This window comes from Calothrix sp. 336/3 (assembly GCF_000734895.2).
Taxonomy (GTDB): Bacteria; Cyanobacteriota; Cyanobacteriia; order Cyanobacteriales; family Nostocaceae; genus 336-3.
In genome coordinates, this window is sequence record NZ_CP011382.1 from 2,721,611 (window position 1) to 2,735,419 (window position 13,809).

Sequence of the window (13,809 nt, forward strand, 5' to 3'; positions counted from 1 at the left end):
TGAGGTTAAATAGATAGATTATTTGCTAGCTAATGCTTGTATTAATGCTCCAAGTTGTCCCTGGTCTAGTTCCTTCATTCTCATTACCACTGCGATCGCTTCCTGTGATGGTGGATTTTCACAGTAGGTATCTAGATAATGTTGCGCCGCCTCAGAGATTAACCATGCCTGGTCTGATTCATTCATGTTCTGGAGTAATTCTCCATAGTGTTCCGCGATGTCGGATATCAAAGCATTGTTAGTGTCACAGTAAAAACCGATCGGTTTTGTTGCCATGGTAAAATTCCTCAATAATGTGTTGACTGCACATATAAGGCGATCGCTTCCTGGTGTGGTGCGATCGCTTTAAAATTTTTCATCTAGCCAAGTAGCCGGCTTCCCGCATATCACTGAGAGTTTCAAGAGATTCCTACTCACAGTCCCAACACTGCATTAGTACTTCATCATCCTCCGGGTAATCAATGAAGTGTATCTCTTGACTGCCACAGTTAGGGCAAGTGTTGGTTAAAAAGATGGTTTCCCTTTCCCCTTTGGTTAGAGGAGGGAAATTGATTTCATGTTCTTTGCAAAATTGACTCAAGATTTCACAAGTCTTTTGCTTGATTTCCTCAATATCAGTAGATGTTTGATAAATGGGGAAAAGCGCTTTAATCAATCTCCCTACTTGTTTTTCGTACATGGTTCAACTGAAAAGTAAGTTACCTCATCCAGCAAACTCAGGACATAAGCAGCATGGGCAATGGTGTTTTTGAGTCGATCGCTTAGTTCCCGGTCATACTCTAGTGTTGCTTCTTCCTTACCTGCTGTTTCCTCAATAGTTGACTGTAAATAACAGTCCATACTATTAAGAAGTCTCCAGATTTCCGCGTAGTCCCAATTTGGATCGGGGTCTGAGATTCTGGATTCTGGTGGTGACTTAGCTTCTATCTCTTCAGACAGTGTGATTTTGATCATTTAGCTAGCTGCCATTTCTTGAATGATTTTCAAAACTGCTTTGCAATCCCCAAGGGCAGAATGATCACCGTATGGGAGTTTTTGCCATTTGTAATTGCCGTGATATTCGCTCCAATCGCCTACCCATTGAGAGTAATAGAGCATTGCATCATGGATGCTTCCACCGTTGGTGAAAATCCGACATTTACGTCTGTCGCTAGTAGGGAATGCGATGTGAACCCCCCTAGCCCGTAAGGATTGCCGAATCATAGAGAGGTCAAATTCGGCGTTATAAATAACCAAGTCTCGACCTTGAATGATTTTCAAAAGGTCAATGAATATTTCATCAAAATAAGGTGCAGATGCTACCTGGTCATAACCAATACCGTGAACGTTTTTAGCTCCTTCCTCTATGGGGATTGTTGGCTTGACAAGAGTTTGCCAGCCTTCCGAGTTTGTACAGGAAAGTATCCCGACTTGCACAATTTGGGCATTTCCCAATCCTGTGGTTTCGGTGTCGAGAATGCACCAGTTATCTTTTTCTAGAATTTCTTTTGCCCATAGGGCGGCTTGTTGCTGGTCGTCCATACTTCTCCCGATTGCTTAGTAATTTACGCTTCCCCTAGCAGATCGTTCTATGCCTCCATGGCTATGGGCTGCTGTCTCCATATGTTTTTGGGGAAATTTAGTCTGTGTACTCATACCCCTAGCCTTTGTTGGTCAACCAGAAGGCGATCGCTGGTTTTTGAGGTACTGAGTTATTTTTGCTTGCTTATCAGCTATCTTATATAAGATGATGAATTATGTCTAGTATCTTATATAATATTTCTTATTCAGAATCCTGCTATCTTATATAGGAAGTGGTTACAGTGAGAAAAAATGCCAAAATCAAAACACAGAGAATACGGGGAGATCAAGAAGCCTGTTGCTCTTGGTTTGACTCAAGCCGGACTAGAGGGGTTAGACAAGCTGGCGGTGAAGGTAGGAGTAAGTCGTTCACAGCTAGTAGAGCTTATCGGCAGAGGGGAGATTTCCTTGAACAGCGTGGACAAACAGTTCCTGGGGGAATCCTCGATCGGCTGATCGTATCGGTTCGGAACGAGATTGCAGAGTCGGAGAAAAAGACAGCCGATCTAAAAGAATACCTGTCAGAGTTGGAACTGTTATCCGAACAACTTCTAACAAAAGCAGAAAAATAGACCCGTACTAACCAAGGATTAGTGCGGGTCTATTTTGTTCATTATTCTCAGGCTTATTGCATCACCCTGACGGGGACGGTTCACAACCAAACTACAGCCATGACACGACGCACACTACAGGAAGACACTGATTTTCTCAAAGCCAATCAGGTTCTTAAATCATCAAGGGGAGACGGGGGATTCGTATTTTTAGGTGGGTCAGGAGTAAATTCCAAGGTTACTCTTACTCTTCCAGACTTCCAACCACCACCTTTCTCAAGAAGAACCTTGCAATGGACACCATTAGTATCAATCCAAGAACCAATATGTTTATTACCCTCGTGATTGCCGTTGGCGGCATTGCTTAATCGGGTCAGCAACTCTTGCTTTTTAAATGTTGGACTCATGCTAAATATTGAGCCTCCCGTGGAGACGACATCCCCATCACCAAGAACAATTTTTTCCATATTGACAGCCAAACTCTCACCCTAGTATTCCCACCAGCTATGACACGACAAACACCAGAAGAATCAGAGAAGGAGATTGACGCGATCGCCTTTGTTCAGAACTCCCAACACTTGGGATATGCCAAAGACAGACTAATTGACTATTGCGAAAAAGATTATGGTTTGTCTCCAGAAGATGCGGTATTGCTAGCCGCAAAAATCATCCATTGCCTTCCTAAAAACATTGAAGGTAATCAAAAGATTAAGGATTCTATCCGCATAGAAGCAATCAGAATTCATCTTAAAATGTCCGCCTTGGACAAAAATTAGCAAAAAAAACTACCAGCCAATAAACCTTAACTAGTAGAAATGGAGTAATTAATATGTTTAATATTGATTCCACCTATTCGGCACAACGTCCGATAAACAACATTGACGCGGAAATGGCGGTTCTAGGTTCTATTATACTAGACTCCGCAGCTATTTACAAAGTTGCAGATAAGCTACCTGTTGACGCTTTTACCCTGGAAAAACACCAGATAATCTACAAGTGTTGTCTCGAATTACACCGCAATCAAATATCAGTAAATCTGCTATCTGTAGCAAATATCCTTGCTGATAAAAATCTCCTAGGTACGGTGGGCGGTCGTTCTGCCCTTACCAATCTAATAGATTCAATTGTTTCCTCTGCGGGAGTAGAATCAGCTACGGAAGTGCTTTTAGAAAAGCATACACGCAGAAGATTAAGCTTACTGAGTAGCCAGATAGAACAGCTAGCCCATGACAGAGAAAACCCATTATCATGGACGCTTGAAAAACTGGAACAAACAGTTTTACAAATTACCGGACTAAGAAAACACGATGATCAGGGATACTGGCAAAAAAGAGACACCGTAGCTTTTGAAAATCTCTGTAAAGACTTAGAAGAGATAGAAGACATTGAAAACGCGGCTCAACGTGATTGGTTAATGCGAAAGCTGGCTAAAAAATGGAAATTTAGCAACAAAAAAGAATTGCTAGATTTTCACGCAAAATGGCTCGATAGTCAGAACAAAACCTATACCTACACGGCTAAGGAATATTTTGAGAAGCATGGCAACCAAGAGCAAAACTGGATATTCCCCGGACTAATTCCCCTTGGTTCGGTTCTCGTTGCCTACGGTGGTGCGGGTGTGGGGAAAACTCGAACCGCAATGACCTTGGCTAAATATGCCTGTGCTGGTGGAACCTTCACCTACGACGGAGCAGAAATAGAACCTATGAAGACTTTACTAATCGAAACAGATCAGGGGGCAAGAAACACTAGCAAACTATTAGAAATGCAAGATTTTTTCGCAGATGACACCGTAGCCAATCGGATGGTTATCTGTGATGAGTGGACGGTAGGGGAATTCGGACGGCTTAAGCAGATGCTTAAGCAGCATGAGCCAAAATTCGTCATCATAGATAGCTTGATGTCTGTTAGCACTACATCTTTATATAGTGAGAATGACACAGAGTATGCCCGTCCGATTATTCGGTTGCGTCATCTAGCCCAAGAGTTTAATTGCACTTTCCTGGTAATCCACCATGCCAATGCTGAGGGAGGTGTGAGGGGTAGCCGTGCCATCATAGCCAGTGCTGATGAAGTCTGGAAACTAGCCAGAACCAAAAACGAGATCGAGGAATTTAATTCCCTAACGATTGAAAAATCCAGAAGTCGCGCTCCTGGTGCGTACAAATTTGTTTATGACGATGATTCATGGGGCTGGACGTTCAAGGGCAGGATTGAAGATGACATCATGGGTGGGAATTCTCAGTCAGCTAGCCTAATGAGTCGCTGCATCAAGTTTTTAAAAGAGAAACTAGGGCAAGTATTCCAAGCCGAGGAAATAGCAGAATTTGTTGGTTCATCTCGTGATTCCGTTCGCAGAGAGATGAGAAGAGCATCCAATGAAGGATTAGTTAACGTAGGTAGAGCTACTGGAGACACACGTAAACTTGTATACTATCTTGGTTCGCGCGTATCTCCAGTTAACAATTACACATCTGATCCATCTGATCGTACTGAAACGACATCTCGGATCGGACTTCTACCCTTGCCAGATAAAGGTTCTGGGAGACCTGATCATCTGATCCTAAAAAATCAAAATTTTGAAAATGCAGAAAAAAAAGTTTTAGGATCAGATGATCAGATCAGGTTGATCAGATGTCCAGAAACATTGCCAGAAGAGACGGGAACACAAATTACACATCTGATCATGCGTGATATACAGAACGGATCAGATGTAGAGACTGATACCGAAAAGGGTGAATTACTGACAATCCCCACTGGATCAGGTGTAGATTCAAATGTAAACGAATGTAAAGACGGTGAAGGTATAAAAAAATCGACAAGTTTAAAACCAGTGAAAGTGATTTACACCTCACCTGTTGGAGAAGTAAAGGCGATCGCTTCACCCGGTGGTGAGGACGGGGGTTATGAGTTCCGATTAGAAATACCAGGACTTGAGCCGCTAATATCTTCCACCTCACACACAGAGGAAAGATTAGTGTGTAGCACGATGAAGCGACGCTTGATGACCTACCTAAAATCCCTCAAGTGGAAAATACACGTTATAGTTGCTCCTCCTGGTCAATACGATTGGTTGCCAGCAACACTGGAATCATTCAAACCTCATCAATATGACCCCAACCGAGGAAACTGGATTTTCCACTGCGATCGCGGTGAGTATTCGATTAGCGACTTGTCCCTGATAGCGATCAATGATTGAGAAAAAGATTCAAGCCGCAAACCAGAGGCTCAAAGCTGGTCGATTTAAAATCAGCATCCAGAAGCTAGGGGAAAGTTTGTACTTAGTTGCAACTCTTCCCCCAAAACCCTCTAGCAAGCGACTGGACAACCATCAGCAACGAATTGCTCTCAATCTTCCTGCAAGAATAGATTGTGTCGAATTAGCAGAAAAAGAAGCTCGAAAAGTAGCTGTACTCAGAGACTGTGGTCAATTTGACTGGGATTCCTACTTAAAACCTACCCAAAAAGTAAAAACCATCGGGGACTGGGTAGAGGAATTCGAGCGCGATTACTTTCAACGTCGTGCCAGAAACTATAAAACTCAAACCACCTGGGACACTGAATACCTCTACTCCTTCCGGCGTTTACCCGAAGAATCAGCTTTGACTCTGGAAGAATTAAATAGAGCTATTACCTCAACGGAGCCAGATACCAAAACACGACGGAGGGTATGTTTAGCGCTGCGGTCGTTGGCTCGGTTCTCTGGTCTAACTCTGGATATCTCCCAGTTAATTGGGAAATACAGTCCGGCACGAGTCAAACCCAGAGACTTACCCGATGATGATTTTATTTGTCAAAGTTTCAAAAAAATCCCTGACCCGACGTGGCGGTGGTATTTTGGCATGGTCGCAACATTTGGACTTCGCAATCATGAGCCATTCCATCTAGACTTAAATTCTTTTGCCAAAAATCCAACTATTGCTCCCATCATGGAAGGGAAAACCGGAGCTAGGCAGGTTTGGGCATATCATCCTGATTGGGTAGAAAAATTTGGTCTAACAGAATTTTCAGTGCCAGATATTAAGCGCGATCGCTCCAATAGAGAAATTGGGGGAGCTTGTTCCAAATACTTCAAGAAACAGGAATTACCCTTCACCCTGCTTACCTTGAGACACTGTTGGGCAGTCCGTACCATTGAATACGGATTAGACCTGTCTCTAGCGTCAAAACAGATGGGACATAGCGTTAACGTCCACACAAATCTATATCACCATTGGATTGACGCGCGTCACCATCAAGCCGCATACGATCGCATTTTGACAGGTTCACAAAATAGCAAAGAAAACCTTTAAACAGTTGACACCGAAGGTTTTCACAGGTTACCAAAATTACCAAAAGAAATTAACTAGAAACTGCTTATATCGCGTCATCGATGACGCGATAATCTACGTATTTTAGTGGGTGACCTGGGACTCGAACCCAGAACCAACGGATTAAGAGTCCGATGCGCTACCATTGCGCTAGTCACCCAAAGCTGTCTTAAATAGTATATTAGCAAAAATTATTGGATATTCTGTAAAGATTGTTCTAAATTCTATGTAACAACCTGGGGAAGCTTCTATAGAGAATTTGCAAGCTGTTGCCTAAGGTTGCAATCAAACAAGAAAGTCATCAAATTATCTACAGAAAATAAATTCCAAAAAAGTAATATTTTCTCGTGTCATGGGAAGGTGGGGTAATTTCCGTGATGATTTTCATCTTAGTGTGGTCAAAATTAATATAATGCTCATACTATGAGTATTTCTCTACCTGTGAACAAAGCTAAGAAACTCAACCGGGGACGTGATAACGACTGGCGGTTATTTTTACGTCTGGTTCCCTACGCTCGTCGCCATGGTAAATTACTGATTTTGGCAATGTTGTTACTCATACCAGTAGCTGTGGGTAACGCCATACAGCCAATGCTGATTGGGCAAGCTATTTCTCTAATTCGTCAAGAACCAAATACCTATGAATTTCTGAGAAATATGCCTCTTATGCAAGGATTAGGAATTCTGGAAGTCATATTATTGATTACTGTGGCGATTCGTCTAGTTTTTAATGGTTGGCAAGGATACCTGGTGCAAAAAGTGGGGCAGCAGATTACTGCGGATATTCGCCAGGATTTATTTCACCATGTCACTTCTCTAGCAGTCAGGTTTTTTGATCGCACACCTGTAGGAAAATTAATTACTCGACTGACTAGCGATGTAGAGGTGTTGGGAGATGTTTTTTCTACTGGGGCTATTGGTATTGTCTCGGATTTTTTCTCAATGCTGGTGATTGTTGGGTTTATGTTCTCGATTCAGTGGGAGCTAGCTCTATTATTACTTTTGATGCTATTTCCTGTTTCTGGCTTAATCGTTTATTTTCAACAACAATACAGACTTGCCAATTATAAGGCTAGGGAAGAACTGTCAACTCTCAATTCCCAACTGCAAGAAAACATTGTGGGAATTAATGTTGTGCAATTATTTCGTCGTGAAAGATTTAACTCAGAGCTATTTCGTGTTAGCAATGAACGCTATGTTCAAGAGGTAGATAGAACTATTTTTCACGATTCGGCAGTTTCCGCAACTTTAGAATGGATTGCCTTGGTGGCGATCGCTGCTGTTCTCTGGATTGGGGGTTATTTACTTTTAGGAAAAAGCTTGACTTTTGGAGTTTTATCTGCATTTATCCTCTATGCTGAGCGATTATTTCAACCACTACAACAATTTGCAGAAAAGTTTACTGTAATTCAAGCAGGTTTTACAGCAATTGAACGAGTTAGCGATATCCTGGATGAACCCATAGAAATCAGCGATCGCAGCAATCCCCGTCTTTCTATCTACGATTCAGAATTTGGCTATATTGATGAAATTATCGCCAATCTGGAAGCTAATGACCGAAACACGTCAAAATTAGGAGAAATTCGCTTTGAAAATGTTTGGTTTAGCTACAAAGATGATGATTATGTGATCAAAAATCTCGACTTTGTAATTCATCCAGGAGAAAAAGTTGCCTTAGTTGGTCCAACGGGTGCAGGTAAAAGTACTATCATTCGATTACTATGTCGTCTGTACGAACCGACTCAAGGACGCATTTTAGTTGATGGCATTGATATTCGTGAGTTACCTCAAGCTGAATTGCGTCGATATATGGCAGTAATTCTGCAAGAGGGGTTTTTATTTGCAGGCGATGTCAAAAGTAATATTACTCTGGGCGATATGTATACCCAGGAAGAAATCATTGCCGCAGCAGAGAAAACCAATATTGCTCAATTTATTGACCAACTACCCCAAGGATATGATACCCAGTTGCGAGAACGGGGAACAAATATTTCTAGTGGACAAAAACAGTTACTTGCTTTCGCTCGTGCAGCTATCCGTAATCCCCAAATTTTGGTGATGGATGAAGCAACAGCTAGTCTGGATGTGGGTACAGAAGCTTTGGTGCAATCAGCTTTAAATGAACTTTTACAAGAACGCACGGCAATTATTATCGCCCATAGACTCTCAACTATTCGCAATGTGAACCGAATTTTAGTTCTTAAACGCGGAGAGTTAATCGAGCAAGGTAGTCATGAAGAATTATTACAGCAGGGTGGACTTTATGCCACATTACATAACTTACAAATGTTAGGAAGTTGATTCAGGGAATTAAGTTACCTGTCATCAAGAGGAATGGCGATCGCCATTCCTAACTCATCATTTGTATGCTCAGCGCGGGTAAAATGACCACAATAGGTCGATTCTCAATTTTAGGTTAGGCAATCTAGTTGCACATCTTTATGCAGAATTAGTATGAGTATAACTACACCAATACTCAGAACCGTCACTTTTTCGATGAATTAAACCATTCTCAAACATTTCTCGCCGTAGCATCGCTGGATCAGTAAAAGTATGATGCTGATTAAGTAAGGCGTTAACTTCTTTTTCTGTATAAATAACACCGGGTTCAAATTTATCAGCTAAATACTCTAGTACTAATTTTTGTAACTTACCTTTATTACGTTTGGAAGGAAATTGTTTAACTCTACCCTCTACATCAAGATAGTTTTTCAATTTACTGAAATCATGCATACACAATCACTCCCCAAATTTGGGATGGTTCAAGGAAAACATAACTACAATCTTTTGGCACTTATTTACAGGTAAGTTCGTCTAGCAAATCTAGCAGAGTTGAAGTATCACAGGGGAAAAATCAATGAAAAATGTCATCCTAATTCAGACATTTATCGCTTCTATGAGTCTATTAACTATATTTTCTCAAAGTGCAAATGCTCAACTAATACCTCAACCTTGGGTATCTGTTGGTGCTAAGGATGGGGATACTACCTATGCTGTTGGAGCCAAAGCTTTAGGTATCGGAGCAGAATTAGGTGTGGGTGAAGATGGAGCAACTGGTGTGGATGTGCTGAAGTTCCTCAATTTGCCTGTGATTTCTCCCTATGTTGGTTTAGGATATTATTCTGAAGATAAGGGAGTGGCAGTTTCCGGAGGGATGCATGTCAATGCCAGCGATCATCTTTTTCTAGGAGTGGGCTATAATTCCGTACGCGGTATTAATGGACAATTAGGAATTAAATTTTAGTGATTGTCAAGCAAGAGATAAAAATATTCATCTTGGGAATCATGATAGATTGCTGCAAGCTCTTATGATTACCTAATGGGAATGAAACACATCAAAGCTAAAAGCTGAATAAACAAAAATTAAACCTCTGTCTTGATTTCTAATTGGAAGACAGAGGTAAATTATATATTTCAGAAATTATTTTGGAAAACTATTACGGTAATTATTCCAACATTAAATATTGGCGATAGGAATATTTTCGGAAAGTGGGATATTGATATAGAAATTTATCCAATGCTTGCATCGGTGGATGAAAACCACCTTTGAATAAATAGACTGAAGCTAAACCAAAAAATACTAACTCTGGGTATTCTAAATTGACAGAAAAGTATTTTTTCAGTTCATCTACTTCTTGGGGAGTGAGGGGAAATTCTTCATTATCACCGTATTTAGGAATTCCATATTTGCCAACAATATTTTCCCGGAACCAAACCAAAACTCGGCTAAAAGCGTTATTTTCATGGAAAAATGCCTTACCACCAGGTTTGACTGTTTGTCGCAAAACTTTAGCAAAATCTCCAAAGGGTTCTAAATGGTGGAGAATTAAATTACCAAAAACAAAATCAAATTCCCCTAACTGGGCAATATCAAAAGCAGATGCTTTAACTCCCGTAATATTTGTAATTTGATGCTCTGCACAGAACTGAGCAATATTATTAATAGCTACTTCGCTAATATCAACAGAGGTGACATTGGCACCTTTACGAGCAAAATATAAAGAACTACTACCATATCCACAACCTAAATCTAGGAGTCTTGCTCCCTGAATGTCACCAAAATGCTTTAATGCAGTGGATAGCACTTCATCGTCATCATCAGGGAAGTGAGTTGGGCTATGGGAGTAAATATTATTCCAGAAATCTTCGACATGGGAATTATTTATTTCTGAGGAAGAATTTGTCTGTGAGGATAGGTTATTCACTGTTTCCATGGTCATGTTTTCTAAGCCTCCTTGTATTTGATTGCTAGGCTAATTCTGAGGACAGAATGAATAGCAGATAGTAATTTATATATGAGCTAGTAATTCCCTCAATCTTAAATCGAGAATATACATCCGGAAGATTACGTATAGATTATTTACAGATGTTTTACACTGAGATTTTTTTTAAACAAGATAAGATAAAGTTAGAACCCTATATCCGGAAATCTGGGGTATGGAGGTGAGAGGTGAAGTTATCTTTGAAGTTATGTAAAAAACTTGAGTGCAGCAACCAAAGAACGAACACTCATAGCTGAATCTTGTTGTAAAGCTTGGGTGGCGATCGCCTGGATATCACTGAGATTTAGTTGGGTGATCGCCTGTTTTAAGGGAGTAATTGCTGGAGGATTGACGCTCAGTTCATCGATACCCAAACCCATTAAAATTGGTAATGCTAAGGGATCGGCAGCAAGTTCGCCACATAATCCTACCCAAATTCCGGCTTGGTGAGCAGCTTGAATTGTTTGGTGAATCATCCGCAAAATTGCTGGATTTAACCCATCAGCAAGGTTAGCAGTACGGGGATTATTACGATCTGCCGCCATGATGTATTGTGTTAAGTCATTAGTACCAATACTGAAAAAGTCAACTTCCCGAGCTAATTGATCGGCGATCGCCACCGCAGCAGGTACTTCCACCATAATGCCAATTTCTATCTCGGAAGCAAAAGATATGGACTCTTGTCTTAATTCTGTCTGTGCTTCTTGCAGTATCATCTTGGCAGCACGAATTTCACCCACAGTCGCAATCATGGGAAACATGATTTTAATATTGTGTCGGGCGCTAGCTCGTAAAATTGCCCGTAGCTGAGTTTTCAAAATCTGGGGTTGGTGTAAACCTATACGAATACCCCGAAATCCTAAAAAGGGGTTTATCTCCTTGGGTAAGTTGAGATAGGGTATGGTTTTATCACCTCCAATGTCCAAGGTACGAATAATTAAGGGACGATGAGTCAATATATCGGCAATTTGCTGATACATCAGTAGTTGCTCACCTTCATTGGGAAGCTGGGAGCGGTGAAAATAGAGAAATTCTGTCCGTAAAAGTCCTATTCCTTCTGCACCATTGGCGATCGCCATTTGGGTATCTTCTAAACTTCCAATATTCGCAAATACACGGATAGGATGGCGATCGCATAGCGGTTCCTTCGGGGTATCGCGGGTGCCAGCTGCTTCCATAATTGGATGAATATCCTGATTTTGCAGCCAAGTTTCACGTTTATGTTGGAAAATTCTTCCCATCTCTGCATCTGGTTCCACCCAAATGTGCCCAATTTCGCCATCTATTGCCAATATAGTCCCATTTGCGAGGTGGAGAATTTCTTCAGAGACACCCACCACCGCAGGAATACCTAGGGAACGGGCAAGAATAGCACTATGGGAACTAGGGCTTCCCCCTGTAATACAAATACCTAAAACTCTTGTGGGATCTAATTTGGCAGTATCCGAGGGTGAAAGCTCTGTAGCAATCAGAATTGATGGTTGAAGAACCTCAATGGTAGTTTCTGGAGCGTCCATCAGTAAGCGTAAAACTCTCTGCCCAACATCGCTAATATCAGCGACTCGTGTTTGCAAATAGGGATCATCCAGGGTACGGTAGTTATGGCTTAATTCCTCAACAACCGCACACCAAGCAGCTTCTGCATTGCAGTGATGATCAAAAATCTGTTGGTGAATCGCTTCTAGTAATGTCGGGTCTTCGAGAAATAAAATGTGAGCATCGAAAATTGCCGCTTCGGTATCACCAATTTGCATTGAAGCATGGGAAAGCAATGCTTGAATTTCTCGATAGGCAATTCCCAAAGCTGTATGTAACCTTTGCCACTCAACTTCCGGGTATTCAACATGATATTGAGAGACAGGAAGAAACGGATGAGTAGACAAACGAGTTGGTTTCAGGGATAAACTAGGGGCAATCGCCACCCCAGAAGCAGCAGCAATACCTTGAAAATGGGGTGGTGGTAGATGAGAATTCCCAATCGATGGGGTAATTTTGGGCACAACATCAGTAAGGTTAACTGCACCAACTTCACCAAAGTTAGTCACAACCAAGGTTTCTAAAGCTTGTAAAGCAGCGTCCGCTTCCATTCCCTGAGCTGTCACCAGGATTTCATCTCCCGACATCACCCCTAGGGTGACAACTTGGTTAATACTGTCAGCACGGACAAAATCTGTATTTTTAGTACTATTTTTAACTTTAATTTGAGCTTGGAATTTTGCCGCAGTTGTAACAAATTTCGAGGCTGGGCGAGCGTGTAAGCCTAGTTGATTGGTGACTAAGAGGCGAATTTCCTTGAGATTTTGACTACCAGTAGTTAATCCTAATCTAGTTATTTTCGCAGCTAAAGCTCCTTGGGCAGCAGCAATCACCTCCATGACATTTTTTCTAGCAGCTGCGGCAATTACCGCCGCGATCGCCCCTTCAACTAAGGGAGCAGCACAGAGGTGTACTTTCTGCTGATGTTCCGGACTGAGATACTCTAGTGCCATTTCTGCACTGGTGATAGCACTACCTAAGTCCATCAAAATTACTACACCATCATCATGAAATACGGAGGCGATCGCCTCATACACCTGAATCGCATCCGTACCCAAAGTATTTTGGAGATTCTCACTACCTGCTGCCACTGCGAGAGAAACTCTACCCTGCACCATCTGTGCTGCCATTTCCCTAATGCCTGCGGCTAACTGTTGACTGTGAGCAATAATCACAATTCCAACCATAGCCCAATCCTCAATCCAGCTTGAACTATCTCACTGTCTCCAGTAAATAACATAAGCTGTGGGAATTGCAGCAGGAATGCAACAAAGATAAATGATATGAAGTTGATTTACAATTTTGCCTTTAATTCTGAGCAAAAACTGAATATTTTTTAGCCTGGAAGGTGAGCAGGAAATTAAGACATATTTATAGAAGAAAGGAAGCCACAATAAGTAAATATCTATAAGTTATCAAGATAAATTTCTATCGATTTCATCACAAAGAAGGTTAAACCCAAAAATTATTTTCTAATTATAATCGTGTCATAGTGTAGACGATTATACGGCTTCTACATATGGTATTAACCTCACAATCAGCAAATTATGGTAACAACAATGCACTTCAAGTGTGCTCTATTTCACCTCT

At 41.3% G+C, this 13,809-nt stretch carries 13 protein-coding genes and 1 tRNA gene; 6 read left to right on the forward strand and 8 right to left on the reverse strand.

Annotated features, from left to right (window positions below; all coding sequences use genetic code 11):
- Positions 1-18: 18 nt before the first annotated feature.
- The 3 genes from IJ00_RS11480 to IJ00_RS11495 all read right to left on the reverse strand — a co-directional run bounded on the left by IJ00_RS11480 (position 19) and on the right by IJ00_RS11495 (position 1,521).
- Entirely contained in the window at positions 19-276 is a 258-nt protein-coding gene (locus tag IJ00_RS11480) for a hypothetical protein (protein ID WP_035153147.1), read from the reverse strand.
- Between the two features lie 384 nt (positions 277-660).
- A complete protein-coding gene (locus tag IJ00_RS11490; protein WP_035153151.1) occupies positions 661-954 on the reverse strand; it encodes a hypothetical protein in 294 nt (97 codons plus the stop codon).
- Positions 955-1,521, reverse strand: coding sequence for a 3'-5' exonuclease (locus IJ00_RS11495; protein WP_035153154.1), 567 nt, complete (start codon positions 1,519-1,521; stop codon positions 955-957). It lies immediately after the preceding gene.
- A gap of 291 nt (positions 1,522-1,812) precedes the next feature.
- Between IJ00_RS11495 and IJ00_RS29670 the strand changes: the two genes are divergently transcribed.
- On the forward strand, positions 1,813-2,016 hold the full coding sequence (locus IJ00_RS29670) for a hypothetical protein (RefSeq protein ID WP_035153157.1): 204 nt from the start codon (positions 1,813-1,815) through the stop codon (positions 2,014-2,016).
- Positions 2,017-2,278: 262 nt separating this feature from the next.
- On the opposite strand, the gene IJ00_RS11505 is transcribed toward IJ00_RS29670, so the two are convergent.
- Positions 2,279-2,578: a KGK domain-containing protein gene (locus tag IJ00_RS11505; RefSeq protein ID WP_035153158.1), complete on the reverse strand. Its 300-nt coding sequence runs from the start codon at positions 2,576-2,578 to the stop codon at positions 2,279-2,281.
- Positions 2,579-2,617: 39 nt separating this feature from the next.
- Between IJ00_RS11505 and IJ00_RS11510 the strand changes: the two genes are divergently transcribed.
- From IJ00_RS11510 to IJ00_RS11520, 3 genes are read left to right on the forward strand one after another with little or no spacing between them, the layout of a single operon-like run.
- Positions 2,618-2,887, forward strand: a complete 270-nt coding sequence (locus tag IJ00_RS11510) for a hypothetical protein (RefSeq protein WP_035153161.1) — start codon at positions 2,618-2,620, stop codon at positions 2,885-2,887.
- 53 nt (positions 2,888-2,940) lie between these two features.
- Positions 2,941-5,310 (forward strand): DnaB-like helicase N-terminal domain-containing protein, encoded by a 2,370-nt coding sequence (locus IJ00_RS11515; protein ID WP_035153164.1) that lies wholly within the window; start codon positions 2,941-2,943, stop codon positions 5,308-5,310.
- Entirely contained in the window at positions 5,303-6,403 is a 1,101-nt protein-coding gene (locus tag IJ00_RS11520) for a hypothetical protein (RefSeq protein ID WP_035153167.1), read from the forward strand. Before IJ00_RS11515 ends, IJ00_RS11520 begins: the two co-directional genes overlap by 8 nt.
- Positions 6,404-6,509: 106 nt before the next feature.
- Here the strand turns inward: IJ00_RS11520 and IJ00_RS11525 are convergent.
- Positions 6,510-6,581: transfer RNA gene (locus tag IJ00_RS11525), tRNA-Lys, on the reverse strand.
- Between the two features lie 263 nt (positions 6,582-6,844).
- Between IJ00_RS11525 and IJ00_RS11530 the strand changes: the two genes are divergently transcribed.
- The gene (locus IJ00_RS11530; RefSeq protein ID WP_035153170.1) at positions 6,845-8,722 is read left to right on the forward strand and encodes an ABC transporter ATP-binding protein; all 1,878 of its coding nucleotides are present in this window, start codon (positions 6,845-6,847) and stop codon (positions 8,720-8,722) included.
- Positions 8,723-8,860: 138 nt separating this feature from the next.
- On the opposite strand, the gene IJ00_RS11535 is transcribed toward IJ00_RS11530, so the two are convergent.
- On the reverse strand, positions 8,861-9,154 hold the full coding sequence (locus IJ00_RS11535) for a DUF2087 domain-containing protein (protein ID WP_035153172.1): 294 nt from the start codon (positions 9,152-9,154) through the stop codon (positions 8,861-8,863).
- Positions 9,155-9,278: 124 nt separating this feature from the next.
- Here IJ00_RS11535 and IJ00_RS11540 point away from each other — a divergent pair, with 124 nt between their 5' ends.
- Positions 9,279-9,665, forward strand: a complete 387-nt coding sequence (locus IJ00_RS11540; RefSeq protein ID WP_035153174.1) for a hypothetical protein — start codon at positions 9,279-9,281, stop codon at positions 9,663-9,665.
- Between the two features lie 202 nt (positions 9,666-9,867).
- Here the strand turns inward: IJ00_RS11540 and IJ00_RS27115 are convergent, their stop codons facing one another.
- Together IJ00_RS27115 and ptsP are read right to left on the reverse strand one after the other, a co-directional pair.
- Positions 9,868-10,641: a bifunctional 2-polyprenyl-6-hydroxyphenol methylase/3-demethylubiquinol 3-O-methyltransferase UbiG gene (locus tag IJ00_RS27115; RefSeq protein ID WP_052754448.1), complete on the reverse strand. Its 774-nt coding sequence runs from the start codon at positions 10,639-10,641 to the stop codon at positions 9,868-9,870.
- 248 nt (positions 10,642-10,889) lie between these two features.
- Positions 10,890-13,406 carry a phosphoenolpyruvate--protein phosphotransferase gene (ptsP, locus tag IJ00_RS11550; RefSeq protein WP_035153176.1) on the reverse strand — a complete coding sequence of 839 codons (2,517 nt, stop codon included), beginning with the start codon at positions 13,404-13,406 and terminating at the stop codon, positions 10,890-10,892.
- Positions 13,407-13,809 lie beyond the last annotated feature (403 nt).